Source organism: Saccharothrix espanaensis DSM 44229 (assembly GCF_000328705.1).
Taxonomy (GTDB): domain Bacteria; phylum Actinomycetota; class Actinomycetes; order Mycobacteriales; family Pseudonocardiaceae; genus Actinosynnema; species Actinosynnema espanaense.
Map to the genome: position 1 here is coordinate 4421047 of NC_019673.1, position 26384 is coordinate 4447430.

Annotated in this window: 25 protein-coding genes; 11 read left to right on the top strand and 14 right to left on the bottom strand. The window is 73.9% G+C overall.

All coding sequences use genetic code 11. The features are described from left to right. Window positions 1–37: 37 nt before the first annotated feature. A complete protein-coding gene (locus BN6_RS19535) occupies window positions 38–634 on the bottom strand; it encodes a phosphoribosylanthranilate isomerase (protein WP_015101436.1) in 597 nt (198 codons plus the stop codon). 292 nt (window positions 635–926) lie between these two features. On the opposite strand from BN6_RS19535, the gene BN6_RS19540 reads away from it, so the two are divergent. The 3 genes from BN6_RS19540 (at window position 927) to BN6_RS19550 (ending at window position 4876) form a co-directional block, all read left to right on the top strand. Beyond that, window positions 927–3341 carry a DUF7617 domain-containing protein gene (locus BN6_RS19540; RefSeq protein ID WP_231905343.1) on the top strand — a complete coding sequence of 805 codons (2415 nt, stop codon included), beginning with the start codon at window positions 927–929 and terminating at the stop codon, window positions 3339–3341. A 290-nt stretch (window positions 3342–3631) separates the two neighbouring features. Next, a complete protein-coding gene (locus BN6_RS42140) occupies window positions 3632–4168 on the top strand; it encodes a GrpB family protein (protein ID WP_051075649.1) in 537 nt (178 codons plus the stop codon). Window positions 4169–4279: 111 nt separating this feature from the next. Beyond that, window positions 4280–4876: a hypothetical protein gene (locus BN6_RS19550; RefSeq protein ID WP_015101439.1), complete on the top strand. Its 597-nt coding sequence runs from the start codon at window positions 4280–4282 to the stop codon at window positions 4874–4876. A 9-nt stretch (window positions 4877–4885) separates the two neighbouring features. On the opposite strand, the gene BN6_RS19555 is transcribed toward BN6_RS19550, so the two are convergent. Genes BN6_RS19555 through BN6_RS19570 form a run of 4 tightly spaced genes read right to left on the bottom strand, consistent with a single transcriptional unit; the run spans window position 4886 to window position 10029 of the window. Continuing rightward, on the bottom strand, window positions 4886–7381 hold the full coding sequence (locus BN6_RS19555) for a CHAT domain-containing protein (protein ID WP_231905344.1): 2496 nt from the start codon (window positions 7379–7381) through the stop codon (window positions 4886–4888). 5 nt (window positions 7382–7386) lie between these two features. Then, on the bottom strand, window positions 7387–7869 hold the full coding sequence (locus tag BN6_RS19560) for a hypothetical protein (protein ID WP_015101441.1): 483 nt from the start codon (window positions 7867–7869) through the stop codon (window positions 7387–7389). Next, window positions 7866–8477 (bottom strand): RNA polymerase sigma factor, encoded by a 612-nt coding sequence (locus BN6_RS19565; RefSeq protein WP_015101442.1) that lies wholly within the window; start codon window positions 8475–8477, stop codon window positions 7866–7868. Before BN6_RS19565 ends, BN6_RS19560 begins: the two co-directional genes overlap by 4 nt. Beyond that, window positions 8458–10029, bottom strand: a complete 1572-nt coding sequence (locus tag BN6_RS19570; protein WP_015101443.1) for a S8 family serine peptidase — start codon at window positions 10027–10029, stop codon at window positions 8458–8460. Before BN6_RS19570 ends, BN6_RS19565 begins: the two co-directional genes overlap by 20 nt. A gap of 195 nt (window positions 10030–10224) precedes the next feature. Between BN6_RS19570 and BN6_RS19575 the strand changes: the two genes are divergently transcribed. From BN6_RS19575 to BN6_RS19585, 3 genes are all read left to right on the top strand, one after another. Continuing rightward, window positions 10225–11964: a LamG-like jellyroll fold domain-containing protein gene (locus BN6_RS19575; RefSeq protein ID WP_041313318.1), complete on the top strand. Its 1740-nt coding sequence runs from the start codon at window positions 10225–10227 to the stop codon at window positions 11962–11964. A gap of 85 nt (window positions 11965–12049) precedes the next feature. Continuing rightward, complete coding sequence (locus BN6_RS19580) at window positions 12050–12607, top strand: CGNR zinc finger domain-containing protein (protein ID WP_041313322.1); 558 nt, start codon at window positions 12050–12052, stop codon at window positions 12605–12607. Next, complete coding sequence (locus BN6_RS19585; RefSeq protein ID WP_015101446.1) at window positions 12604–13053, top strand: protein-tyrosine phosphatase family protein; 450 nt, start codon at window positions 12604–12606, stop codon at window positions 13051–13053. Before BN6_RS19580 ends, BN6_RS19585 begins: the two co-directional genes overlap by 4 nt. Here BN6_RS19585 and BN6_RS19590 read toward each other — a convergent pair. Continuing rightward, window positions 13041–14213, bottom strand: a complete 1173-nt coding sequence (locus BN6_RS19590; RefSeq protein WP_015101447.1) for an erythromycin esterase family protein — start codon at window positions 14211–14213, stop codon at window positions 13041–13043. The two genes, BN6_RS19585 and BN6_RS19590, sit on opposite strands and share 13 nt — an antisense overlap. Before the next feature lie 132 nt (window positions 14214–14345). Here BN6_RS19590 and BN6_RS19595 point away from each other — a divergent pair, with 132 nt between their 5' ends. Continuing rightward, the gene (locus BN6_RS19595; protein WP_041313325.1) at window positions 14346–14900 is read left to right on the top strand and encodes a sugar O-acetyltransferase; all 555 of its coding nucleotides are present in this window, start codon (window positions 14346–14348) and stop codon (window positions 14898–14900) included. A gap of 16 nt (window positions 14901–14916) precedes the next feature. Here the strand turns inward: BN6_RS19595 and BN6_RS19600 are convergent, their stop codons facing one another. Continuing rightward, window positions 14917–15135 carry a hypothetical protein gene (locus BN6_RS19600; RefSeq protein WP_148302934.1) on the bottom strand — a complete coding sequence of 73 codons (219 nt, stop codon included), beginning with the start codon at window positions 15133–15135 and terminating at the stop codon, window positions 14917–14919. Between the two features lie 250 nt (window positions 15136–15385). Here BN6_RS19600 and BN6_RS19605 point away from each other — a divergent pair, with 250 nt between their 5' ends. Beyond that, window positions 15386–16333 carry an AraC family transcriptional regulator gene (locus tag BN6_RS19605; protein WP_148302935.1) on the top strand — a complete coding sequence of 316 codons (948 nt, stop codon included), beginning with the start codon at window positions 15386–15388 and terminating at the stop codon, window positions 16331–16333. On the opposite strand, the gene BN6_RS19610 is transcribed toward BN6_RS19605, so the two are convergent. Continuing rightward, window positions 16226–17095 (bottom strand): NAD(P)-dependent oxidoreductase, encoded by an 870-nt coding sequence (locus tag BN6_RS19610; RefSeq protein WP_015101451.1) that lies wholly within the window; start codon window positions 17093–17095, stop codon window positions 16226–16228. The genes BN6_RS19605 and BN6_RS19610 overlap by 108 nt on opposite strands. Before the next feature lie 184 nt (window positions 17096–17279). Here BN6_RS19610 and BN6_RS19615 point away from each other — a divergent pair, with 184 nt between their 5' ends. Together BN6_RS19615 and BN6_RS19620 are read left to right on the top strand one after the other, a co-directional pair. Then, window positions 17280–18023: a polysaccharide deacetylase family protein gene (locus BN6_RS19615; RefSeq protein ID WP_015101452.1), complete on the top strand. Its 744-nt coding sequence runs from the start codon at window positions 17280–17282 to the stop codon at window positions 18021–18023. 76 nt (window positions 18024–18099) lie between these two features. Beyond that, entirely contained in the window at window positions 18100–18489 is a 390-nt protein-coding gene (locus BN6_RS19620) for a hypothetical protein (RefSeq protein WP_015101453.1), read from the top strand. 115 nt (window positions 18490–18604) lie between these two features. On the opposite strand, the gene BN6_RS19625 is transcribed toward BN6_RS19620, so the two are convergent. After that, a complete protein-coding gene (locus tag BN6_RS19625; RefSeq protein ID WP_015101454.1) occupies window positions 18605–19333 on the bottom strand; it encodes a TetR/AcrR family transcriptional regulator in 729 nt (242 codons plus the stop codon). 62 nt (window positions 19334–19395) lie between these two features. Here BN6_RS19625 and BN6_RS19630 point away from each other — a divergent pair, with 62 nt between their 5' ends. Further along, window positions 19396–20964 (top strand): MFS transporter, encoded by a 1569-nt coding sequence (locus tag BN6_RS19630; RefSeq protein ID WP_015101455.1) that lies wholly within the window; start codon window positions 19396–19398, stop codon window positions 20962–20964. A gap of 3 nt (window positions 20965–20967) precedes the next feature. Here the strand turns inward: BN6_RS19630 and BN6_RS19635 are convergent, their stop codons facing one another. From BN6_RS19635 to BN6_RS19655, 5 genes are read right to left on the bottom strand one after another with little or no spacing between them, the layout of a single operon-like run. Beyond that, window positions 20968–21858, bottom strand: coding sequence for a PaaX family transcriptional regulator (locus tag BN6_RS19635; protein WP_015101456.1), 891 nt, complete (start codon window positions 21856–21858; stop codon window positions 20968–20970). 4 nt (window positions 21859–21862) lie between these two features. Then, window positions 21863–23503, bottom strand: a complete 1641-nt coding sequence (locus BN6_RS19640) for an AMP-binding protein (RefSeq protein ID WP_015101457.1) — start codon at window positions 23501–23503, stop codon at window positions 21863–21865. Between the two features lie 48 nt (window positions 23504–23551). After that, on the bottom strand, window positions 23552–24322 hold the full coding sequence (locus BN6_RS19645; RefSeq protein WP_015101458.1) for a maleate cis-trans isomerase family protein: 771 nt from the start codon (window positions 24320–24322) through the stop codon (window positions 23552–23554). Beyond that, window positions 24319–25209 carry a fumarylacetoacetate hydrolase family protein gene (locus tag BN6_RS19650; RefSeq protein ID WP_015101459.1) on the bottom strand — a complete coding sequence of 297 codons (891 nt, stop codon included), beginning with the start codon at window positions 25207–25209 and terminating at the stop codon, window positions 24319–24321. Before BN6_RS19650 ends, BN6_RS19645 begins: the two co-directional genes overlap by 4 nt. 37 nt (window positions 25210–25246) lie before the next feature. Continuing rightward, a complete protein-coding gene (locus BN6_RS19655) occupies window positions 25247–26365 on the bottom strand; it encodes a cupin domain-containing protein (RefSeq protein ID WP_015101460.1) in 1119 nt (372 codons plus the stop codon). Window positions 26366–26384: the final 19 nt, after the last annotated feature.

Genomic DNA, 26384 nt, shown 5'->3' on the forward strand with positions numbered 1-26384 from the left:
CCGGACCGCCCGCGTCGTCGTGCGGGGGAGTCCCGGCTCAGGCGCGGGCGGCGGCGACGAACTCGCGCATCAGGCCGTGGTCCTTCACGCCCCGGCTAGACTCGATGCCGCTGGACACGTCGACGCCCCACGGCCGGGCTTGCGCCACCGCCGCGCCGACGTTGGCCACGCCGAGCCCGCCCGCGAGCAGCCACCGCCCCGCGGGCCTCGCCCCGTCCAGGGCCGCCAGGTCCCACCGGTGCCCGGACCCGGCCACCGGTGAGTCGAGCAGCAGCATCTCCTCGCCGAACGCGCCGACCCGCACGTCGGTGCCCGGGATCAGCGCCACCGCCCGGACCAGCCGGGTGCCGGCTGCCGCGACCTCGTCGAACGCCTCTCTCGGGTACTCGCCGTGCAGCTGCACCGCGCCGACCCCGGACGCTTCGGCCACCCGGCGCACCTCCGCCGCCGGCACACCGCTGAACACGCCCACCGTCAGCACGCCCTCGGGCACCTCGCGCACCAGCCGCCGCCCGGTGTCCAGGTCGACCTGGCGCGCGCTGGTGCTGAACACGAACCCGACCGCGTCCGCCCCGGCTGTCACGGCGACCTCGACATCGGCGGCGGTGCGCAGCCCGCACAGCTTCACGTACATGCGCCGAACCCTATCGCCGCCGGCCGGGCGGACGGCGGGTTGCTCCGCATCGCGACGCCGGCCGCACATCGCGTGATCGTCCTCGCCCCACCGTAGAGAAAAGTGTCGCGGTCCCGCGAATTCGGGTCTGCGGTTGCGCCGATGGGGCATCGCCGATCGGCACCGGAGTGAGGGCGGTTGTCCTGCCCGCCCCGCCGTTCCTACGTTGCCACTGGGGAGTGCGGGTTCCGTCCGGTACGGCGAGAAACGAGGCATGACCATGCGAAGAGGCAGGTCGAGAACGTTCCGGATAGTGCTGGTGCCCCTGTTGGCCGCGGCCGGAGTGGTGGTGCCGGCCGCCACACCGGCGAGCACGCAGCCGCTCGCCGCGTCCACCCTGACGAAATCCGTGCGGACCGCGTCGAGCCCCGCGGCCCACGGCGCGACGGCGTCCTGGACGCTGTCCTACGACAACAACTCGCCCGCCGTCGGCGCGGCCACGATCACCGACCCGATCACCGCCGGGCACACCTACGTCCCCGGCTCGCTGAAGGCCCCGCAGGGCTGGACGCCGCAGTGGTCCACGAACGGAACCGCCTTCCAGGACACCGAGCCCGCGTCCGGCACGGTCGCCGTCCGCGCGGCGAACCCGGTCGCCCGGCCGGACGGCACCGCCCTGGCCAGCGAGCTCACCCCGCCGGTCCAAGCCGCCGCCACCGCGACCGGCGGCGACGGGTTCACCCCGCTGCTGCACCGCACGGCGACGGGGTCGTTGCAGGCGTGGAACATCTTCCACCACGCGGCCACCACCCAGCCGAAGGTCGTGTGCAGCGAACCGGCCACCGGCGCCCTGTGCGCCGGCGGCCCGTGGCCCAAGACGCTCAACACGGCGGTCGGCCCGTTGCAGGGCGGCTCCGCCGGTGACATCGCCAGCCCGCTGGAGCCGCAGTACGTGCGCGACCCGGGCAACTCCGCGCTGGTCTACTACGCGGCGGTCACCGAGACGTCGGTCGGCGTCGGCTGCCTCGACCTGGAGAACGCGGCGAACTGCGGCTACTGGCCGCTGCTCGCGTCCGGCGGCTCGCCGGTGGCGGTGAACAACCTGGCCGGGCTGGTCGAGGTCGCCGGCAACCTCTACGGCGTCGCCACGACCGGCGCGGTGACGTGCTGGACGATGTCGTCCAAGACCGCGTGCCCCGGCCAGCCGTTCGCGCCGATCGTGCCGCCCAACGGCTCGAACCCCGGCCTGCCCGCCTCCCTCTACCTCGGCGCGATGACCGTGGTGTCCGGCAAGGTGTTCGCGTCCTCGTCGCCGCAGGCGGGGCTCGCGCCCGAACTGGGCTGCTTCGACCCGGCGACCGGTTCCGCGTGCTCCGGGTGGGCGTCCTCGCGGCCGGTCGGACCGGCGAACAACTACACCTACAACGCCTACACCGCCTACAACACGGCCGGTGCGCCGGTGGGCGCGTGCGCCAGCACGACCGGCGGCACGAACGTGACCACCTGCTTCACCACGGCGGGCGGCGCGCTGGCGTCGCCGCCGTCGATGACCGGGCTGGCCGGCGGCGTGCTGGTGTTCAACCCCGAGGTCGTGGTGGGGCTCGACGGCCACACCCGCGGCTACTTCGGCATCTGGGGCGGCCCGTACGCGGGCGCGACCATCTGCCACGACTGGACGACCGGCGCGGGCTGCGCCGGCTTCCCGAACCCGGCCTCGCACCCGACGGTCAACGGCGGCGCGACCCGTGACTACGGCTACGCGTACGACTCGACCACCCAGTGCCTGATCGGGCTGGGCGACGCGGGCGTGCTGTTCTCGCTCGACCCCGCCACGGGCGCTTCGCCGTGCGTGCGCAGCGGCGCGGCGGTCACCCTGACCCCGTCGTCGTACTACTGCGACGGCGGCACCGGCCATGTCACCGGCTACCTGTCGGCGAAGCTGGCCGGCATCACCCCGGCGAACGTCGACTTCGCCGCGTCCAGCGTGACCGTGGTGAACCAGAACGGGACGACCGTGCCCACGCCCGGGTTCGCGCCCGACGGCTCGGTCGACCTGACCGGCGTCTCGGCGAGCACCCACACGTCGTTGACCGTGACCGCGAGGCTGGTCCTCACCAGCGGCGCGGACTTCGGCGGCGGGGCGCGGCCGAACCTGGTGGTGGACTTCGCGGGCGACGACCCGCAGGTGTGCTTCCAGACCACGCTGGCCACCACGTGCACGGTGACCGACGTGGCGAACACGGCCAACGGCACCGACGGGGCCGGCGCGTTCACGTCGAACGCGGTGTCGGTGCCGATCGCGCCGGGACCGGCCTGCCAGCCGGTGGTGCGGGTGGACAAGGAGATCTGCGCGTCGCACACCCCGTCGCACTGCGGACCCGGCGGAGTCGGGCCGTGGGTGAAGCAGACGCCCGTGGGCCTGCTCGGGGCGTTGTTCGGCACGGCCCGGTGGCGCATCACGATCACCAACGACGGCCCGGTGCCGATCGACAACGCGACCGTGTACGACGCGCAGGAGCCGTCCTGCGAGACGGCGGGCGGCACGTTCAGCCTGGCCCCCGGCCAGTCGAAGCAGGTGTACTGCTCGACCTACGCGGTGCTGACGCTGTTCCCGGTCGAGAACTACGCCAAGGCGCAGTACACCCCGCGGAACTCGCCGCCGGGCACCCAACCCACCTACTCGCCGTACTCGTCGGCGAAGGCGTGCGCCCTGCTCTGCAACCTCTGACCCGCCCCGATCCGCTGCCCCACGGCCGGCCCGCGACCCTGCACCGCGGGCCGGCCGCGGCGCGTCGGCCCGTCGAGTCCACGATGGACGGCACCGCTCGCCGGCGAGCCCGCTCGGCCCTCCACAGCCCCGGTGATCCGCGGTGCGGTGCCGGCAGCGCCGGTCGACCGGGGAGCACGCCCGGGAATCGTTGGTATTTCTGCTTGTCGCGTGCCGCTGACCGGCCACAATGGTCGCCGGCCGCGATATTGCGGGGTGCGCCCCCGGGCGGGCTGCCTACGATGGATCGGGTGATCCCCGTGCGCGGCCGCTACGACTACACCGTCGAACTCGTGCCCTACGACGACGGGGTCGTCGCGCAGTACGAACAGGACCGGGCGGTGGTGTCCGGGGTGCTCGGCCTGCTGGCGCGGGAGATCGAGCCGATCGGCAGCAGGCTCGTGCCGGGCATCTGGGCGAAGCCGATCATGGACTTGCTGGTGCTCGTCGGCGACCGGGACGCGCCGCGCGCGGCGTCCCGCCTCGCCCGCCGGGGGTTCCACAAGATCCCGCTCGCCGAGCTGTCCCGCACCATGCTGCGCCGCTACCGGCTCGGCACCGGCGAACCCGACCTGCACGTCCACCTGGTGGGCCCGGCGGTCTGGGCGGCCAGCCCGGAACGGGAGTTCTACCGGCTGCTGCGCGAACGCCCGGCCGCCGCCGAGGCGTACTCGGCGGTCAAGCGCCTGGCGCTGGAGATCAGCGGCGGCGACCCCCAGCGGTACAGCGCGGTGAAGGGCCAGTTCATCGAGTGGTTGGCGACGACCGTGCACCCCGGCCGCCCCTGACCCGCGCGTGGTCGAGGCGCGCCGGTCGGGGAGCGGCTACCGTTTCCCGCAGTCGTCGCGGGGCCGGCACGTCGCCGCGGGCTGACCGTCCACTGCGGATCGGAGGGTGCGGTGCTGTTCTCGGCGGTGGTGCTGGACGGGATCGTCGCGGGTCGGATCGACCTGGCGTTCCGGCGGTGGCGGCGGCCCGACGTGCGGGCCGGTTCGCGGATCACCACGGCCGCCGGTGTGGTCGGGATCGGCGAGGTGGCCGTGGTGGAGCCCGCCGACGTGCCGGACGCGGACGTCGCGCGGGCCGGGTTCGCCGACCGGGCGTCGTTCGAGCGCAGCCTGCGGGCGGGGGAGGACCGGCGGCTCTACCGGGTCGAGGTGCGGCACGTCGGGGAGGACCCGAGGGTGGCGCTGCGCGACGCCGACGACCTGGCCGACGACGAGCTGGCCGCTGTCGTGGCCGGGTTGCGCGGGCTGGACGCCCGCAGCGGGCGCGGCGCGTGGACCGCCGACGTGCTCGCGCTGATCGCCGACCGTCCCGGCGTGCGCGCGGCGGACCTGGCCGAACAGGTCGGCCGCGAGGTGCCGAAGTTCAAGTCCGACGTGCGCACTCTGAAGTCCCGCGGCCTCACGGAGAGCCTGGAGACCGGCTACCGCCTGTCCGCACGCGGCCGGCGCGTGCTCGACCACCTGCGTCGAGCCGACCAGCCCGGGTGAGAGGCGGGTTCAGCCGCCCCAGCCGTGGCAGACGAACGGCATCAGCCACTCGGCCTCGGTGGCGTCGGCCAGCGCTTTGCCCGGTGGGACGCCACGGGTGAGCGCGTGGTGGTAGGAGGTCATCACGTCGACGGCCGCGTGGTCGTCGACGCGGGCGACGCTGGAGACCACGGTCCGGCTGCCGCTGTAGAGCAGGGCGGCGGTGAAGCCGAGGATCTCGTCACCGGTGCGCACGACCGCCTGCCCGATGTCGCACGAGGACAGCACGACGTGGTCGGGCACCGCGGCGAGCTGGTGCACGTCGTGCGCCATCAGCGGCCCGTCGACCAGGTCCAGCCGGGAGAACAGGACGTTCTCCTGCTCATGGTGGCCGTGCGAGGCGAAGTGCGCCAGGCCGCTGCGGTTGACCGCGTGCAGGGTGTTGGCGACGGTCGCGTCCGCGCCGTCGAGCACCGTGCTGTCCGGGTAGATCCGCGCCAACCGGTGCACCTCGTCCGACGAGTGCTCCAGGTTGGGGCCGCTGACCAGCAGGACCGGGCCGGTCGGCCGGACGGCCCGTTTCGCGGCCACCCACGCCGACGGCGACGGGGTCACCGTCACCGGCCGCCCGCGCAGCGCGTCGAGCAGGCTCCACGGCATCGCCGACAGCGCGCCGGTGGGCACCAGCACGAGGTCGCGGTCGCCGACGACGGCGAGCAGCGGGGTGAGCACGTGGTCGGTGACGATCGCCAGCTGTCGCCGGATCGAGGTGTGGATCACCCGTTCGATGGTGGCCGGGAGGCTGCGCCCGCAGGCCGCGTCGAGGTCGCTGCGCAGCCGGGCGATCGCCTCGAACACCGTCCCCGGGTCGCCCAGGCCGAGCAGGTCGGCCTGCCGGTCGCCGATCACCTGCGCCAGCAGCCGGTCGCCGTGGGTCAGGAAGACGACCATCGCGCTGCCCGCGTCCGCCAGTTCCGCCTTCACCTCGGCGAACCCGACCTCGGCGTGGCGTTCGCCGGAGCCGTCCGTGCGCCAGCCCTTGGCCCGGATCTCGCGCTCGATCTGCCGGGCCCGCCGCAGCGCGTCGAGGTCGTGGCTGCCGCGCAGCTCGGCGGTGCGCACCTCCCGGGCGGCCGCGCGCAGCTCGGCGACCGCGTCCACGGTCTGCTCGTCGGCGGGCGTGCGGACCGGCGGGAACCGGAACGCCTGCGCGCGGGAGCGTTCCAGCCAGCGGTAGACGACCTCCGGCCGGCCGTTGTCCAGCGCCGCCGCGAGGCCGACCCGGGCCAGTTCGCCGCCCAGCGACGTGGTGCCGGTCTGCAGGTCCAGGCTGCCGAACCGGGCGCGGTGCTCGCGCAGCAGCTCCAGCCCGGTGCGCGCCTCGGCGAACGTGCGCCGCTGGTCACCCTCGGCGGCCCCCAGCTCGGCCAGCGCCAGCCGGCGCAGCAGCCGGGTGGCCAGCGGCGCTCCCGGCCGGTCCCGCCCGGCCAGCTCGGCGCGGGCCAGGTCGGCCCGGCCGCAGGCGGTGTGGGCCCGCGCGGACAGCAGCGCGGCCTCGTCGGCGTCGTTGCGCAGGCCCAGCGACCGCAGCCGCCCGGCCAGCCGGGACGCCGCGCGGGCCACCCGGACGGTGCCGCGGCCGGCGGTGAAGTCCGCGCGCAGCACGGCCAGCTCGGCGACCCCGGCCCAGGTGTCGTTGCGCCGCCGCCGGAAGTGCAGCCGGGCCCGCGCCGCCCACCGGCGGGCCTCCGACGGGTCGCCGGCGGCCAGCTTCGCCCGCGCCATGGTCAGCTCGGCCTCGGCGTGCTCGTGGCCCATCCGCAGTTCGGGGACCTGGCGCAGGAAGGTGTCCAGCTCGGTGGCCGCCTCACTGGGCAGGCCCGCCGCGAGCAGCGCCCGCGCCCGGTCGCCCGCCAGCACCGCGAGCATCCCCTGCCCCTGCGCCGCGTACACCTCGGCGGCGATGTCGAAGTCCCGCAGCGCGCCCGGGATGTCGCCGGTCAGCACCCGGCACTGGCCGCGCCCGTGCACGGCTTTCGCGACCGTGCGCGGCATCCCGTCGTCGGGCCCGAGCGAGCCGCCGATCCGCGCGCACAGGTCGAGGTCGGCCAGCGCGAGCCGGACCCGGCCCGCGATCTGGTGCAGCATCCCGCGGTTGAGCAGCACCCGGGCCAGCGCCGCCCGCTGGTCGGTGCGCCGCAACCGCTGGATCGTGTCGTCGAACAGCGCCAGCGCGTCGTCCAGCCGGCCGGTCATCAGCAGCACCAGGGCACGCTGCGAGAGCAGCAGGTGCCGGTCGTCGGCCGACACGACCTGCTCGGCGTCGTCCAGCAGCTCCAGCGCGCGGCCGGTGTTGCCCCGCGCCACCTCGGCGGCGGCGAGCGTGCCGAGCATCCGCGCGGTCTGCGACGGGGTCGCCTCGCCCAGCCGCAGCGCGTCCCGGAGCCGACGCGCCCCGACCGCGGGCCGACCGCTGTTTATCTCCTCGATCGCGCGCTCATGCAGTGTCCGCACACGGTCGCTCACCGGGCCTATAGTGTCATTGTCGGTGTGCTCACGGCACCGGACCGCCCTTCCGGCCGGATCACGAACTGCATCAGCCCCGAGGGCACCCGGTCCAGCGAGAACCGGCCTTCCTCGTCCGAGCGCGTCCGCAGCGGCCCGGCCGCGGTGCGCACCTCCACCGGGTGCGCCGCCGGCGGCGAGATCCACCCGTCGATGCGCACCGTGCCGTCGCCCCGCGCCTGCACGTTCACCAGGAAGTCCAGCGTCTCGCCGGTGAAGGTGATCAGCCGGGACCGCACGTCGCCGCGCGCGCCGGCGAGCTCGTGGTGCTCGGCGATCCGCACCACCTCGACGTCGACCTCCTCCAACTGGACGGCGAAGCGCACCAGGTCGACCAGGTCGCCGGGCACCGGGTCGAGCGACTCGTAGAGCCAGCGGACCTCGCGCAGGATGCCGAGGTCCAGTTCGTCCAGTTCGCCGCGCGGGCTGTCCGGGTCGACCGGGGTCAACGCCAGCTCCCCTCTTGGTCGGCCAGGAGTTGCTTGCGGAGCTGGGCCAGGCACCGGCCGCGGGTCGGGCCGATGCTGCCGCGCGGCATCCCGAGCGCGGCGCTGATCTCGGAGTAGTCCGCGCGGCCGACGAACGCCACGACCCGCAGCAGCTCGCGGCAGCGGTGCGACAGCCGCCCGACCGCCGCCCACAGCCGGGTCCGGCGGTCGGCGAAGACCGCCTCCTCGTCGGGCCTCGGTCCCGGGTCGGGCAGTTCCTCGTCGGGCGCGATGCCGACCAGGTCGTGGCCACGCTGCTCGTCGCGCAGGCTCCAGGACTCCCGCTTGGTCACGGTGACCAGCCACGCGGTCAGCGCGCGCGGCGACTGGATGTCGGCCATCGCGCCGAGCAGCCGCAGCCACGCGGTCTGCACCGCGTCGCCGGCGCGCTCGCGGTCGAGCCCCTGCGCCCGCGCCACCTGCCACAGCACCGGGGTGAGCACCTCCACGATCCGGCCGAGCGACTCCCGGTCGCCGTCCCGGGCGGACACGAACAGCCCGGCAAGCCCCTCGTAGTCCTCGAAGGGCTTGCCACCCGCCGGGTGGCGGTCAGACCTCGTACTGCTCATAGCACCGTTCCAGTGCCGCCCAGGCCCGCTTGACCACGGTCTCCTGGTCGACCGCGGCCAGGCTGAGCCCGGTGTCCGCCGCCGCCACGTCGATCAGCGCGTTGGCCACCGCCGCCGCGGCCAGCGGCGTGGCGAAGGACGTGCCGTCCCACACCGCGAACCCGCTGCGGAAGTCGTCCGGGTCCAGGCCGCTGCGGTGCTCGTCGGCCAGTTCCGGCTGGCGCGGCCCGCTCACGTCGGTGGGGAACGTGCTGACCACGCCCGCCCCGGTGGCCCAGCAGGTGACCCACGCGCCGTCGTTGGAGAAGCTCGCCTTGGTGTCGTTGGGGTTCAGCGCCCCGACGCTGATCACGCCGGGACCCGCGCCGGGCAGGTCCGGCAGGTCGGCGAACGCCGCCGGGTAGAACCGCCGGCCGGTGGAGTTGTTGCCCGACGCCGCCAGCACCAGCACGCCCTGCTCGGTGAGCCGGCGCACCACCTCGGCCAGGTGGGTGGTGTAGCGGGAGTCGGCGGGCGACTCGTCGAGGTAGCCCAGCGACAGCGACACCACGTCGACCATGTCCCCGGGCCGGTCCTCGCGGCGCGCCCGGTCGACCCGCCGGGAGATCTCCTCCAGCGCGGCGATCACGTCCGAGCCGTAGGCGACGCCGTCGCTGTGCATGACCCGGATGGCCAGCACGTCGGCGTTCGGCGCGGCCTGCCGGATGATGCCCGCGATGAACGTGCCGTGCCCGGTGTTGCTGTCCACGTCGCGGATCAGGCTCTCCGAGACGACCGGGCTGTCCCAGTAGTCCAGCAGGGACGGGGCGGCGACGGCGTTGTCCCGGATCGCCCGCTGGGCCTCGTCCAGCACGGAGATGAAGCCGTCGGCCGGCGGCGGCGCGGACCGGTCGGCGATGTCGAACCACGGGTGCGGTCCGATGCCGGAGTCCAGCACGGCCACCACGGGCCGGCGGGTGAACCGGTCGCCGAGTTCGTCCCGGCGCGGCGGCTCGACCGCGATCGCGACCGGCACCCGCGACGAGCCCGACGGTGAGCGGCGGTAGGAGCCGGTCACCTGGTCGCTGTTGGTGTCCCACGGCGTGCCGTTGATCGTCACGGCGCTGAACACCAGGTGCTCCAACGAGATCCGGCGGACCAGGTCCCAGTCGAGCACGTCGTCGGCGGCGGCCCGCAGCCGTTGCAGCGCGGCCCACGAGTCGACGTCGTGGTCCCGTCCGGTCAGCGCGCGCAGCGCCACCGGGCGGGCCGACGCGCCACCGCCGGACCGCGGGACCTCCAGGTCGTACCCCGCGGCGTTGAGCACGGCGCGGACCGCGCCGATCGCGGCCGGGTCGCACAGCACGTCGTCGGGGACGAGCAGGACCCGCGGCCGGTACGCGGTGGTCCGCGGCCGGGCTCCACCGGCCGCCTCGGCCCGGCGCGGGTCCAGGACGCGGCCCTCGTGCCGGTCCAGCAACTCCGCCGGCACCCGCAGCTTGACCGCGGGCTCGTAGTCGGGTCCCCCCACCTGCCGCGCGCCCAGCCGCCTTCGGATGAACTGGATCGCCACTAAGCCCCTCCTGTCTCGCGGTGACACCTTCCCCCGTTCCTGTCCGACACGTGTGCCGTTCGGCCCTCTCGAATACGCCTGGGTGATAACGAACGGGTAACGGGCGTGCGTGGGGGTGCGCCCGACCGGCAGGTAGTGAGGAAGATTCACGTCTGGTTCGCCGGGCGTTGTCGAGGGCTGCCTAGCATCCCGCCCATGACCACCCGCCGCACGTTTCTGCTGGGTACCGGGGCTGCCGCCGCGGGAACACTGGTCGCGACTACCGCGACCGCGCCCGCCTCCGCCGAGCCCGAGACGCGGTCCGCCCGCCCGGACGCCGACCGCGACCGGTTCACCATCGCGGTCATCCCGGACACCCAGTACCTGTTCGACCAGGACCGGGGCGACGCCGAACCGCTGGACGCGGCGCTGCGCCACCTGGTCAACCGGACCTCGGCGGACAACATCGTGTTCACCGCGCACCTGGGCGACCTCACCGAGAACGGCTCGAAGAGCGAGATCGAGGACGTCGGCCGGTCGTTCCGGGCGCTGGACCGGCGGCGGGTCGGCTACAGCGTGCTGGCCGGCAACCACGACCTCGACTCGCGCACCGACGACCAGCGCGGGCGCACGCCGTACCTGGACGAGTTCGGGCCGCGCCGGTTCCGCGACTCGCCGACCTTCCGCGGCGCGAGCCCCGACGGCTACAACAGCTACCACGTGTTCCGCGCGGCCGGCCGGGAGTGGCTGGTGCTCGCGCTGGACTGGCGGATGTCGGACAAGGGCTTCGCCTGGGCCCGGGGCGTGCTGGCCCGGCACCCGAAGCTGCCCGCCGTGCTGACCACGCACGAGTTCGTGCACGCGGGCGGCGACGGCAAGGCGGAGCTGTCCGACTACGGCCGCCGGCTGTGGGAGGGCCTGGTCAAGGACCACGACCAGATCTTCCTGACCCTCAACGGCCACTTCTGGCCGCCCGCCCGGTCGGTGCTGACCAACGCCGCCGGCCACGACGTCCACGTGCACATCACCAACTACCAGGACCGCTACTACGGCGGCAGCGCGATGATCCGGCTCTACGAGTTCGACCTGGCGCGCAACACCATCGACGTGCGCACCTACTCGCCGTGGCTGCTCGGCAAGCGCTCGCTCAACACCTTGGAGCGCAGGGAGGTCGAGCTGACCGGCGACGCCGACCGGTTCAGCGTCCCGATCGACTTCGAGCAGCGGTTCGCGGGCTTCGCGCCGGTCCCGGTCCGCCCGGAACGGCCGGTGCGGCAGCTGCTCGTGCCCGGCACGGTCGCCTACTGGCGGGCCGACTCGCTCAAGGACCTGTCCGGCAACGGCAACGACCTGCGCCAGGTCGGCACGCTCACCGCGACCACCGAGCACCACCGCGACTCGCCCAGCCGGGCCAGCCGGTTCTTCGGCAAGGAGGGCTACCTGTCCACGGTGGACAGCGCCCCGCTCAACCGGCTGACCTTCGAGCGCGGGTACACCGTCGAGGCGTTCATCAAGCTGCCGGCGGGTTTCGACCACCCGTGGTGCGGTCTGCTGACCAAGCTCGCGCCCGGGGCCGCCGCCGGCAAGACCGGCGACGACCCGAAGGAGCCGCTGTGCACGCTGAACGTGGCGGGCGGCGGCGGGCTGCAGTGGGCGGTGTTCCCGAAGAACCGCGACGGGATGTCGACCAACTGGGGTCACGAGCTGGCCGAGGACACCTGGTGGCACGTCGCGGTGGTCAACGACGGCCGGCACACCAAGCTCTACGTCGAGGGCTCCGAGCTGCTGCGCAACCCGTCGACGCCGGCCACCGGCATCGCCACGGCGGGCGACCCGTGGCTGGTCGGGGCGTACGCGTACGACCGGATCGTGGAGAAGTCATTCCACGGCTGGCTCGGCGAGGTGCGGATCGTGGACCGGGCGCTGCCCACCGAGCGGTTCCTCACCGCGCGCTGACCGTCGCACGGATCGGCGCACGAATCGGCGCACGGTCCGTCGAGTAAGGGCTATAGTCCTCCTGTATCACTTACAGGGGGTGTTTGTGGAAGTGCCTATCGCGGACTACCCGGCGGGGGCGGCGCTGGCGACCGACCTGGTCACCACGTCGCCCACGGTCCGGGGCGTCGACGCCCTGCCGGACCCGGACGCGCTGGCCGGCCTGCTCGCCCGGCACGGGATCGACGCGGAGCCGCCGACCGCCGACGACGTCTTCGCGGTGCGGCTGCTGCGCTTCGACGTGCGCGGCATCGTGGAGACCGAGACCGTCGAGCAGGCCGTCGCGGGAGCCGGCGTGCTGATCGGGCGTGCCGCGCTCGGTCCCGTGCTGCGCCGCGACGCCGAAGAGCGCTGGCAGTGGCACGTTCCGACGGAACCCGGCGCGCCGCTCGCCGACCGGCTCGCCGCCGTCATCGGCGTCGCCCTGCTCGGCGTGGTCCGCTCGCTGGGCCACGACCGGTTCCGGGCGTGCGCCGCGCCGGGGTGCCGGGGCGTGTTCGTCGACGCCAGCCGCGCGGGCCGCCGCCGGTACTGCACGCCGGAGCTGTGCGGGAACCGGGTCAACGTGGCCAACCACCGCAGGCGCCAGGAGGCGACCCGATGAGCACCCCACCGCTGACCGGCTCGTTCGCCCTGCCCGACGGCACGCGGGTGCGCGGCCGGGGCCTGCGCCACCCGCGCCCGGCGGGCCCGTTGCCCGGCTACGGCCTCTACCTGGGCACCGACCGGCTGCGCGCGCGCCACGACGACGGTCTGACCTGGCCGCACGAGTGGCTGGACTGGCCGGACTTCCGGCTGCCGCGCGACCGGGACCTGGCGGTCCGCCGGATCCGCGCCCTGCACGACCGGGCCCGGTCCGGCGAGCCGGTGGAGGTGGCGTGCGACGGCGGGATCGGGCGCACCGGCACGGTCGTGGCGTGCCTGGCGGTGCTGTCCGGCGTCGACCCGGCCGACGCGGTCGCCTGGGCCCGCGAGCACCACCACCGCCGCGCGGTCGAAACGCCGTGGCAGCGGCGCTGGGTGGCCGGGTTCCCCGCTCAACCGGAGTGAGCGGCTTCGCGGAGCATGAGCACGGCGTCGTAGTCGTCCGGCCGCGCCGGGTCGAGCGGGAAGTGCGAGTGGTTGCCGGTGCTGCGCGGCCGTGCCGCCCGGGGGAGGTCCCGGGCGGCGACGAGCCGGGCTGTTCCGGGCAGCGCCGCGAGCACGCCCTCGACGGTGTCCGGTTCCGGCGCGGGGATCCCGTGGTGCTCGGCCGTGCCGATCGCGGAGCCGATCACGGCGTAGTCGTCGCCGAGGCGGTGCGCGACCAATGCGCCCGCGCTGTGCCAGCGCAGGTCCAGGTCGCCGAGCCGCCAGTGCACCACGCCCCGGTGCAGGTGCTGGTTGTGCGCGAAGACCAGCGTCGGCGCGTCCAGGGCCAGCAGGTTCTCGGCCATCATCGTGTCCCGCACCGACAGCAGGCGGGCCACCCGGTCCGGCGAGTCCTCCGCCATGCCCGCGTGGTAGGCGAGCAGGCCGGCGGCCGTGCGGGCGGCCAGTTCCGCGTCCCGCAGGTCGTCGGGCTCGGCGGCGGACTCCGGGGTTCGGCCGGCCAGCAGCCACCGCAGGTCGTCGGTGATCAGCCGGAGTTCGCGGGCCTCGGCGGACCCGCCGACCGAGCGCGCCGGGTCCAGCGCGGCGGCCGGATCGTTCCAGCGGGCGTCCGCGCCCAGCAGGGCGTCGATCCGGTCCCAGGTCACCGGCAGGTGGTCCACGCGCGCGTCGAGGAAGCGGTGCAGCGCGGCCAGCGCCGTACGGGGGCTGTCGGCGCCCATCATCTCGATCGGCGCGTCGAACCCGTGGAACCGCACCGGTTCGTCGGCGGTCCGGTTGTGCTCGGCGAGCAGCCGGACCAGTTCGCGGTTGGCGGGACAGCCTCCGAACGTGTGGGTGAACCCGTGCCGCATGACGTGGTCGAGGTCGCCTCGGCCGTGCCGGACGTAGTCGTCCACGAGCCTGGCGTGCAGGCAGCTGCTCTCGATCGCGATGGCCCGGAAACCGGCGTGCGCGACGAGGTGGGCGAGCAGGGCGTTGCGGTAGCGGAGGAACTCGTCCTCGCCGTGCATCGGCTCGCCGAAGGCCAACAGGCGGGGCAGGTGCGGGAGGACCCGTTCGACGGCGGGTCCGAATCCGTGCGGGCCGTCGACCGGGACGCCTGCCGGGTGGGTCATGAGATCTCCGATCGTGAAGGACTCCTTTCACCGTATCGTTGATGTTTCTGTTGAAGCTTTCGTCCGCGGTGCAGGGCTTGTAGCGGCTCAACCCTCAACCGCGGGTGAAGACCGTCCGGAAAGGACAGTGGTGTGGGCGAACAGCGGGACCGGATGTTGCGCGGCGAGTGGTACCTCGACGAACCGGACCTGGTCGAGCAACGCCGGAACTGCCGGCGCGTGCTCGACCGGTTCAACGCGACCGGGCCCGACGACGACGCCGAGCGTGGGCGGATCCTCGACGGCCTGTTCGCCGCGTTCGGCCCCGGCTCCGTCGTGCTGCCGCGCTTCCAGTGCAGCTACGGCTCGCTGATCGCCATCGGTGCCGACACCTTCGTCAACACCGACGCCCTGTTCATGGACGACGCGCGGATCACGATCGGCTCCGACGTCCGGATCGGCCCCCGGACGCAACTGCTCACGGCGCTGCACCCGGTGGAGGACCACGAGCGCCGCCGCGCCGGGTGGGAACGCGCCGCCCCCATCACGATCGGCGACAACGCGTGGCTCGGCGGCGGTGTGATCGTCTGCCCGGGTGTGACCATCGGCCCGAACACCGTGGTCGGCGCGGGCAGCGTCGTGGTCCGCGACCTGCCGGACCACGCGCTGGCCGCCGGCAACCCGGCGCGGACCATCCGACGGCTCTGACCCGCGCCCGGCCGGATCAGGTCATGGGTAACTGGAAGAACACCAGGTAGAGCAGGACCAGCAGACCGATCACCCCCACCGTGGCGCGGACCAGTTGCCGCATCCACGTGCCGAACACCTTGCCCAGGCGGCTGCGGGAGTGGGAGAAGTAGGCGTGGGCCTCACTGGCGCTGTTGAGGCGGATACCGACGAACAGGCCGGCGCCGAGGACGAGCAACAAGACGAACGTGGACACGATCAACCTCTTCCGGATGACGATCGGCTGGAACGCGCGCTGTGCGGCGGATCGGCACAGTCGCGTGCCGACCGCTCGGCCACGGCCGGGGGACACCGTCGTCCAGGGACCTGTGGCCCGATCAGGGGGGCCACGCCGGGAATGGCGTCGGTGGGGAAGTCGACGCCACGGTCGACACCTCGCCTAGTCTGACCCGCATCGGGAGGCTGGTATGCGTAATTTCGCGGTGTCGGGGCAGAAGACACCCCTGATGTCGGGTATCGGACACGCCGCGCGGCTGCGCTTCGGCGGCGGGGCGGCCGGCATCGAGCGGATGGAGGCCGCGCTGGTCGGCACCGCGTTCGAACCGCACCGGCACGACACCTACGCGATCGGCGTGACGCTCGCGGGCGTGCAGACCTTCCGCTACCGCGGCGAGCAGCGGCACTGCCTGCCCGGCCAGTGGCACGTCCTGCACCCCGACGAACCGCACGACGGCGCGGCGGGCACCGAACTCGGGTTCGGCTACCGGATCCTGTACCTGGACCCGGCGCTGGTGCAGGACGCGCTGGGCGGGCGGCCGCTGCCGTTCGTGGCCGATCCGGTGATCCGACCGGCGCGGGTGGGCGCGGCCGTCGCGAACTGGCTGCGGCACATCGACGACCCGCTGGACGACGTGGAGGCCGCCGAGATCACCGCGTCCGTCGCGGACCTGCTGCGCGCGCACGGCACCGACCCGGTGCGCGGCCGGGCGGCGCTGGACCTCGACGCGGTGCGCCGGGTGCGGGCGCTGCTGCGCGACGACTTCGCCCACCCCCACCGCGCCGCCGACCTGGAACGGGTGTCCGGGCTGGACCGGTGGTCGCTGGCCCGCCAGTTCCGCGCGGCGTTCGGCACCAGCCCGACCCGGTTCCGCACCATGCGCCAGCTCGACGCGGCGCGCCGGTCGCTGGGCGCGGGCGTGCCGCCGGCGGAGGTCGCCGCGGCGGTCGGGTTCGCCGACCAGAGCCACCTCACCCGGATGTTCAAGCGCGCCTACGGGGTGACGCCGGCCGCGTGGACGGCCGCCGTGCGCGGTGGAGCGGCCCGGGTCGGGCCGGTGCCGGGCGGGTCAGCCGCGGGCCCGGATCGCGTGCACCACGCCGGCCATGTCCTCACCGCCGCGGCCGAGCGCGACGGCCTCGCCGAACAGCGCGTGGCAGACGTCCAGCAGCGGTGAGGCGACCCCGGCGGCGCGGGCGGCCTCGGCGATCAGCCGGTTGTTCTTCAGCACGTCGGTGATCGAGGCCTGCACGGCGAACTCGCCGGCCAGCAGCTTCGCCGCCTTCGCCCGCGACACCGCGGACGCCATCGGCCCGGCGTCGAGGATCCGGGTCAGCAGCGCCGGGTCCAGCTTGTGCGCCTCGGCGAACCCGTACGCCTCGGCCAGCCCGGTGACCATGGTGATCAGGAACAGGTTGACCGCGAACTTCATCAGCAGCGCGCCCGGCACCGGCCCGCAGTCCACCACCTCGGCGCACATCGGCGCGAGCAGCGGCCGGACCCGGTCCACGTCGGTGTCCGCGCCGGACAGCATCGCCACCAGCGAGCCCTGCTCGGCCGGCCCGCGCGACCCGGAGACCGGCGCCTCGACGTACGCCCCGCCCGCGGCGGCCACGTCGGCGGCGAGGGCGTGCGAGTAGTCCGCCGGCATCGTGCCCATCTGCACGACCGTCCGCCCGCGGCACCGCGCGCCGAACCCGGCGCCGCCGCGGTCCAGCACCGCGTCCACCGCCGCCTCGTCGGCCAGCATCAGCAGCACGACGTCGGCCCGGCCGAACACCTCGTCGGGTCCGGTGGCGACGTGCGCGCCGGCGTCGGCGAGCGGGGCGCACCGGGCGGCGGTGCGGTTCCAGACGGTGAGCGGGACGCCCGCGCGGGCGAGGTTGAGGGCCATGGGCTGTCCCATGACGCCCAGTCCGATGAATCCGAGTTCGACCACGGGGGAGTTCTAGCCGCCGCCGGCGCGGCCCGTCTTGAACGTTTGTGCGCGCCCGACCCGCGCCAGACCTGCGCCAGACCTGCGCCAGACCTGCGCCAGACCTGCGCCAGACCCGCGCCGGACCCGCGTCGGACCCGCGCTGGACCCGCGCCGGCCACGGACCGTGATCCGCCAGGATGGCTCGATGCGACTGTTCCCGCGCACCCCGAAGGCCCGTCGGTGGGCGGTGGCCCTGCTCGTGGTGGCCGTCCTGGTGCCGGTGGGCGCGGTGGGGCTGACGGTGGTGGTCAACGCGCGGTCGTTCCAGCTGTTCGGCGAGATCACCCACCGCGTGGAGACCGATGCGAAGGTGGTCGCGCTGACCTTCGACGACGGACCGGACCCGGCGGGCACCCGGCCGATGCTGGCGGTGCTGGCGGCCAAGGACGTGCGCGGCACGTTCTACCTGACCGGCCGGGAGCTCTCCGCGCACCCGGAACTCGGCCGGGCGGTGGCCGAGGCGGGCCACGAGATCGGCAACCACTCGTACTCGCACGAGCGGATGGTGTTCGTGACGCCGGGGTGGGTGGCCGAGGAGGTGGAGGAGACCGATTCGCTGATCCGCTCCACCGGCTACACCGGCCCGATCACCTTCCGCCCGCCGCACGGCAAGAAGCTGATCGCCCTCCCGCGCTACCTCGCCGAGCATGGCCGCCGGACCGTCACCTGGGACGTGGAGACCGACTCGGGACCCGACCAGCCGGCCAGCGCCGACGAGCTGGCCCGCCGGACCGTGGAGCAGGTGCGGCCGGGGTCGATCGTGCTGCTGCACGGCATGTACGCCGGTCGTGGCGTGACCCGGGACGCGATCGGCCCGATCATCGACCTCCTGCGCGACCGCGGCTACCGGTTCGCGACGGTCTCCGAGCTGCTCGCGCGGGCGCGCTGAGCGCAGGCGGCACTCCTTCCAGGCCGGCCGCCGCCCGCGTGCCGGGCGGTGATCATCCGGAACGTAGGGTTGTTCCATGAGCGGATACACCGACCAGGAGAGCCGGACTCTGCGCACGGCCGTCTACGGGGCGATGGTGCTCGTGTCGGTGGCCGAGGAGGGCGCGCTGGACGAGGAGAGCCACGCCGGCATCAGGGCGATGGCCGCCCTGCCGCCACGGGTGCGCGACGCCGTCGACTCGGGTGCGCCGGAACTGCCCCAGGGCTCGATCGAGGACGTGGAGGCCGGCGTGCTCGCGGCGTTGCGCGGGTCCATGGCGTTCCTGGCCGCCCAGTCCCCGGACGAGGCCGACGCGTTCGCGCTCGCCGTCGTCACGATGTGCGAGCGGGTCGCGTCGGCGGACGGCGATGTGGGCCGGGCGGAGAGCGCCGTGGTCGGCCGGGTCCGCGCCGCGCTCGGTCGCTGAAGATCGGTCGCTGAAGATCGGTCGCTGAAGATCGGTCGCTGAGGATCGGTCGCTGAGGATCGGTCGCTGAGGATCGGGTGCTGAAGATCGGCGCTGAGGGGCCGGGGTTCGGGGGTCAGTCCGGTGTGCGGTTCGCGCGGGACTCGACCAGGGTCTGGATGCCGTCCAGGAGGCGTTGCAGGCCGAACTCGAACTGGTCGCCCGACCACGGGGCCACGCCCGCTTGGAGCACCCGCAGCAGGCTCGGGTACTGGGTGAAGTCGACCAGTTCGCCCAGCACGCGGTTGCGCTCGGCGGTCTGGTCGGGTGACCGGGACCCGTCCTGCTCGTCCTCGGTGCGCTGGCGCGCCAGGCCGCGCACGTAGGCGTCGACCGACTCGATCACGGCCATCTTCTCGGCCTCGGTCAGCCCGGTGTCCGCCAGCACGGCCAGCGCGGAGTCCATCCACCGCAGCATGTTCGGGCCCGGCGCGGCCACCGTGCTCACCAACCGCAGGGTCCACGGGTGCGCCCGGAACGCGACCCAGTCGGCGCGCGCCCAGGCTTCGAGCTTCGCGCGCCAGTCGCCCGGCCAGTCGTCGGGCAGCGGGTCCTGCGCGCCGATCGCGTCGAGCATCAGGGCTTCGAGCTCGGCCTTGCCGGGCAGGTAGGTGTAGAGCGACGCGGTGCCGACGCCGAGGGCGGTCGCGACCCGGCGCATGGACAGCGCGGCCAGGCCCTCGGTCTCGGCGACCTCGATCGCCACCGCGACGATCCGGTCCATGGACAGGCCGCGCTGCGGGCCGCGACTGGGCCGCCGGCGGTCGCCCCACAGCAGCTGGAGGGCCTGGTTCTTTGCGTTCATGGCGAAACTCAGTATACCGTTCGGAGTAGGTCGAACGGTGTTCGGAGTTTGGGGGGCGAGAGGTGACTGCGGGGGTGGTGCGCCGCCGGCGGGAGCGGCAGGCGCTGTGGGCGGCCACGTTGACCAACGGGCCCAACGAGCTGATCGACTTCGTGCTGCCGCTGTGGGCAGGGGCCGCGCTCGGCCTCAGCGCCACCGAGGTCGGGGTGCTCACGGCCGTGGAGATGGCGGTGTCGGTGCTGGTCCGGCCGGTCGCCGGGGTGCTCGCCGACCGGTACGAGCGGAGGTACGTGGCGGCGCTGGGCGCGTTGCTGTACGCGGTGTCGTGCGCCGGGTACGCGGTGGCGGGCGAGGTGGCCATGGCCTACGGGGCGGCGGCGGTCGGCGGCGCGGGCGGCGCGCTGCTCTGGGTCAGCGTGCGCGCGATGGTCAGCGAGCGGCTGGACGAGGACTCCGGGGTGTTCCCGAGGCTGCTCTCCGCCGAGGAGACCGGCTCGTGGGTCGCGTTCGTGGCCGGGCTGACGCTGCTCGGCGTGATCGGGTTCGGCGGGCTGTTCTGGCTGTGCGCGGCGGCGTGCCTGCTGGCCGCCGGGCTGCTGCTGGCCGCGCCGAAACGCCCCGGACGGGTCGGCGCGCCGGTGGCCGGGGGACTGGGCGCGGTCGGCCGGCGGCTGCGGCCGATGCTGTTCGCGGTGGCGATGACCATGGCCGCCGAGGCCGCCGTCTCGCTGCTGTTGCTGCTGCACCTGCAACGCGGGTTCGGCCTGGAGGTCGTCCAGATCGCGTACGTGTTCCTGCCCGGGGCCATCGCGATGAGCGTCGCGGCGGGGTACCTGCACCGGTACGTGGTCCGGTTCGGGCGGTCCCGGGTGCTGACGGCCGCGTCGCTGGCCAGTTGCGCGTTCGCGGTGAGCCTCGCCTGGGCGCCGAGCCCGTACGTGATCGCCGGGCTGTGGGTGCTCAGCGGGCTGGCGTGGGCGGCGGTGATACCGGTCCAGCAGGCCGTGATCGCCGAGGCGTCGGGCGACCAGGTCGGGCGCGGCATGGGTGTCTACGAGTCGGCGTGCCTGGTCGGCGCGCTGGTCGGCAGCCTGGTGGCGGGGGCGCTGTACGACGGCGCGAACTGGGCGGTGGCGTGCCTGGTGGCGGCAGGGCTGATCCTGGCGGGCGCGGTCGTCGTGCCCCGCGCGGTGCGCCGGCTCGGCGTCACCGAGTTTCCGCCACCGGCCGAGAACAACGACGACGAGCCCGCGTCCGGTCCGGTCGAACAGGACACCGGGGACACGTCGGCGGACGAACCCGGCGTGGCGAAGGACGAACCCGGAACGGCGGTGGACGAGGTCGGTGGGGCGAAGGACGAGCCCGCCAAGCTGTGGGCCGACCTGGCGGTGCACGCGGTCCTGTTCGCGGCGACGCAGGCCGGGTTGGCGTTCTACGACTTGTCGTGGGTGCGCGACCTGGTCACCCGCGACCTCGGCACGGTGCTGCTCGGCCAGGTCCCGCGTGACGGCGTGGCGGCGTTCGTCTACGGCGCGGGCCGGTTCTGGGCGATCGTCCTGCTGATCGATCTGGTGTGGACGGTCTACCGAGCACTGCGCCGCCGTTCCACGACGGACCGGGGCACGGGCTGAGGCTCAGCCGGAGACCGTGCGCTCGCCGAACGCGCGGGCGGGCCCCTCCAGCCGGTCCTGGAGGCTGAAGAACAGGTCCGCGGCGCGGATGCCGATCCACTCCGGCGGCAGCAGCTCCTCGGGCAGGCCGGGGTCGAGGTAGGGCAGTCGCCGCCAGTCGGTGAGCAGCCGGACGTAGTCGGCGAACGCGGCCCGCTCGTCCACCGCCGGCCCGCCCGGGGCCGACGCGTCCCGCGCGGGCAGGTCGCGCCACCGCCGCAGCGAGGGGCCGTGCTCGGTCAGGAACGCCGAGTACAGCCCCTCCAGCTGGTCGAGGTCCCACCACCGGCGGACCTTGCCGGCCAGGTCGCCGAACGCCAGGTGGTCGGCGCGGAACAAATCGGCGTAGCCGTGCAGGTCCTGGCTGCGCAGGATGTCGGCGGTCGGCTCGTGCAGGTGCGCGGGCGCGATCCACACTCCCGGCGCGGCGGTGCCGAACCCCAGCCTGCTCAGCTGGGAGCGCAGCAGGTGCCGCTTGTGCCGCTCGGACTCGGGCACCGAGAACACCGCGAGCAGCCAGCCGTCGGCCGGCGTCGCCCGCTTGCGCCGGAAGATCCGGTGGTCGCCTTCGTCCAGGATGGCCAGACCGCCGGGCGACAGGGCGTACCCGGCCGCGCCGTCGCGGCGCTGCGCCAGCAGCACGTCCCGCCGCTTGAGCCGGGAGATCGACGACCGGACCGCGGCCTCGTCGATGTCGAGCAGGCCGAGCAGGCCGACCACCGAGGCGACCGACAGCCACCCGCCGTGGTCACGGGAGAACAGGCCGTAGAGCGTCACGATGAACTGCCGGGGCTGGGCCGCCTTCGCGTAGCTCTCGCCGTCGGCGAACCCGGCCTCGCCCGATCCCGTCGTCACGGCGTCACGGTATCAGTGCGTCACCGGCGGTGATCGCGCCCGGCGACCGCTCCCGGACCTGCGCGCGCAGCTTGAACCGCTGCACCTTCCCGCTCGGCGTCTTGGGCAGCTCGGCCACGAACTCGACGCGCCGCGGGTACTTGTACGGCGCGATCACCGACTTCACGAACGCCTGGAGCTCGGCGGCCTTCGCCGGGTCGGCCGGCGCGCCCGCCCGCAGCACGACGAACGCGTGCGCGATCGCGCCCCGGTCGGGATCGGGCGCGCCGACCACGGCGGTCTCGGCGACGTCCGGGTGGTCCAGCAGCGCCGCCTCCACCTCCGGCCCGGCGATGTTGTAGCCCGAGGAGATGATCATGTCGTCGTTGCGGGCCTGGAACCAGAAGTAGCCGTCGGCGTCGCGGACGTAGGTGTCCCCGGTCAGGTTCCAGCCGTCGCGCACGTAGTCGAGCTGGCGCGGGTCGGCCAGGTACCGGCACCCGGTGGGCCCCTTCACCGCGAGCCGGCCGGGCACGCCGTCGGGCGCGGGGTTGCCGTCCTCGTCCAGCACGGCGGCCCGGAACCCGGGCACGGCCTTGCCGGTCGCGCCGGGCCGGATGTCGTCGTCGGCGGCGGAGATGAAGATGTGCAGCAGCTCGGTGCCGCCGATGCCGTTGATGATCCGCAGCCCGGTCTCCCGGCGGAAGTGCTCCCAGGTGGACGGTGGCAGGTGCTCGCCCGCCGACACGCAGCGCCGCAGCCCGGCCAACTCGCGGGCCTTCCCGGCGGCGAGCATCGCCTTGTACGCGGTGGGCGCGGTGAACAGCACGGTCACGCCGTGCGCGGCGACGGTGTCGGCCAGCTCCTCGGGCGTGGCCCGCTCTACCAGGAACGTCGACGCGCCGAACCGCATCGGGAACACCACCAGCCCGCCCAGCCCGAACGTGAAGCCGATCGGCGGCGTGCCGGTGAACACGTCGTCCGGCTCGGGCTTGAGCACGTGCCGGGCGAACGTGTCGGCGCACGCCAGCACGTCGCGGTGGTAGTGCATGGTGGCCTTGGGCCGGCCGGTCGTGCCGGAGGTGGGCGCGAGCAGCGCCACGTCGTCGGCGGCCGTGTCGACGCTCGCGAAGCTGTCCGGTTTGGCCGTGCAGCGCGCGACCAGGTCGTCCGGCCCGTCGCCGCCGTAGAGCAGGCTGGGCACGCCGTCGGGCAGGTCGGTGGCGAACCGGTGGTCGGACAGCACCAGCCCGGTCGCGGTCAGCGCGACCAGTTCGGCGATCTCCTTGGCCCGCAGCAGCGGCATGACCGTGACCGCGACCCCGCCCGCCTTCACCACGGCCAGCCACGCGGCGACCGTCCACGGGTTGTTGGGGCCGCGCAGCATCACCCGGTTGCCGGGGCGCAGGCCGAACTCGTCGACCAGCACGTGCGCGATCCGGCTGCTGCGCGCGTCGAGCTCGCCGTAGGTCCAGGTCTCGTCGGTGGTGCGCAGGCACGGGCGGTCCGCGCCGAAGCGGGCGATCGCGCCGTCGAGCAGGGCCACCGCGCAGTTGAGCCGGTCCGGGTAGTGCAGTTCGGGGAGGTCGAACACGAAGTCCGGCTGCTGCGCGGGCGGCGGCAGGTGATCCCGGCAGAACGTGTCGACGTGGGCGGATCTGTGCATCGGCAGCACTCCTTTCCGGAGTGTCGGGACGCTGAGCGGGAGGGTACGTCAGGACAGCCGGGGCGCGTCGGCGTAGCCGCCGGCGAGCAGCGTGCCCGCGCCGGGGGCGTGGGCGGGCAGGTCGAGCGCGCGCATGAGCTGGTGGGCGGTCGCGATCGAGGCGGAGAGCACCGGTTTGCCGAGCTCCTGCTCCACGATCTCGACGGTTTCCAGCGACGGCATCTGCACGCACGCCGAGAGCACGATCGCGTCGGCGTCCCGGTGGTCGAGCGCGGCGGCGATGCCGACGAGGTTCTTCGGGTCGTGCGCGGCGACGTCGAGGTTGTCCGGGATCTCCAGCGCGGTGTAGTCGGCGACCTCGACACCTTCGTCGCGGATGTAGCCGACCACGGTCTCGGTGAGCGGCTTGAGGTACGGGCAGACCACCGTGATGGACCGCGCGCCGATCAGGTGCAGCGCGGTGACCAGGGCTCCGGCGCTGGTCACGACCGGTGCCGGCGCGCCGTTCTCGGCGGCGATCGCGGCCAGGTTGCGCTCGGAGGTGCGGTGGTAGCCCCGGCCGAGGCTCATGATCGCGACCAGGCACGCGTAGCCGAGCACGTCCACCCGCGCGTCGGACAACTCGGCGGCGCAGCGCCCCGAGTCGGCGTCCATCGCGGCCAGCTCCTCCTCGCGCACGTGCTTCATGCGCATCCGGCTGGAGTGGAAGGTGAACCGCTCGGGCGCGACGGCCTCGCGCGCCCGGAAGATGGCCGGGATCTCGGTTTCCATGGTCACGTTGGAGCTCGGCACGATCTGGCCGATCCGGAAGGTCCTCATCGGACGTCCACCACCGGGTTGCGCAGCGTGCCGATCCGCTCGACGGTCGCCTCCACCACGTCGCCGGGCCACAGCCACACCTGCGGCGTGCGCCCCGCGCCGACGCCGGCGGGCGTGCCGGTGGCGATCACGTCGCCCGGTTCCAGCGTGATGCCGGCGCTGATGTCGGCGATCAGCTCGGGGATCCGGAACAGCATGTACTTCGTGCTGGACTTCTGCCGCACCTCGCCGTTGACCTTCAACGACAGCTCCAGCGCGTGCGGGTCGGGGATCTCGTCGGCGGTGCGCAGGGCCGGGCCGAACGGCGCGTAGGTGTCCTGGCCCTTGGAGAAGAACCACAGCCCGCCCCGGCGCTGGTCGCGCGCGCTGATGTCGTTGAGCACGCTGTAGCCGAACACGTGCTCCAGCGCGCGTTCGGCCGGGACGCGCTTGGCGGTCCTGCCGATCACCACGGCCAGTTCGCACTCCCAGTCGAGCTGCTGGGTGAGGTGGCCGTTGTGCTCGATCGCCTCTTCGGGGCCGATCACGGCGGTGGCGGGCTTGGCGAACAGCACCGGCCGCTGCGGCAGTTCCTGGGCGGTGTCCAGCGCGCGGGCCGACTCGGCGACGTGCTCGGTGTAGTTGAGGCCGACCGCGACGATCTTGCCGGGGCGCAGCGGGGCGTGCAGCGCCACGGCGTCGAGCGGGTGCGTGGCGGCGGCCGGGACCGGCCCGTCGAGCAGGGCCGCGACGGCGCCGGCCGCGTCCTGGCGCACGACGTCGAGCAGCCCGCCGGGGTCGGGCGCGGACCGGGCGGCGGCGAGCGCGCCGACGTCGACGACGTCGGACTCCCGCTGTACGCCGAGGCGGTGCGGCCCGCCGTCGGTGGAGAAGGTGACCAGCAGCATGGGGGTGTCCGTCCTGGAACGTCTCTGGTGGGGGTGCTCAGGCGACCGGCTGGTGGCCGTCGTTGTCCTGGTAGGCCTCTTCGCGGAAGAACCCGAGGGCCCGCATGACCGGGAAGTCGTTGAACGAGAACAGGCAGGCGTCGTCGGACCGGCTGGCGTTGGCGTGCTCGTGCCACGCCCAGGACGGGACGCAGAAGATGTCGCCCTCGGTCCAGTCGATGCGCTGCCCGGCCACGATCGAGGTGCCGCTGCCCTTGGCCGCGGTGTAGATCTTGGAGCCGACCTGGCGGTGCGCCAGCGTCGACTCGCCCGCCCGCAGCAGCTGCATGTGGGCGCTCATGGTCGGCATGACCGAGCCGCCGGTCAGCGGGTTGCTGTACTCCATGATGATGCCGTCGTACGGGGAGCCGTCGGTGGCCTTGGCGGCGTTGAGCAGCGCCTCGTAGGTGGTCTCCCACGGGTAGGCGAGCAGCGGCGAGTGGTTCTTGTGCCACGTGTCGCCGAACGGTCGCAGCTGGCCCGCGCCGTAGACGTGCAGGGAGGAGTTCGTGATCCCCTCCTGCTTCTGGTAGATGTCCGGGTGCACCTCGTAGAACGGCGCGTCCAGGGCGTTGACCAGCGGGATGTCCAGGCCGTCCTGCCAGATGACCGGCCCGTCGGTGCCCTCGGTGCCCTCGTTGCCGTGCTCGTGCCAGGTCCAGTTGGGCGTGATCGCGAAGTCCCGCGGCCCGACCTTGAGCTTCTGGCCGTCGACGATCGTCCACGCGCCGGTGCCCTCGATCACGAACCGGAGCGCGGCGGCCTGGTGCCGGTGCGCGGTCATCGACTCGCCGGGCCCCATGATCTGCAGACCGCTGTAGAGCAGGCCCACGGTCGCGGCGATGTCGCGGCGCTGCGGGTTGTACAGCGCGACCACGCGGCGGCCCGCGTCGTCGCCGCTGACCAGCCGCAGCGCTTCCAGCACCAGCGGGCGCAGCTCCTGGTAGCTCCACTTCACCGGCACGGACTGCGGCTGCGGGTACCACGGCTCGATCTTGTTCGCGATGGTCCACAGCGCGCCGGCGTCGAGGCGCTCCAGCTTGTCGTAGTAGGCGTGCAGGTCGGCGGTGTCGGTCACGCGAGCGCGGCCAAGCACGTCATCGCTGTAGGTCGTCATGGCAGCTCCTCGCCACTCT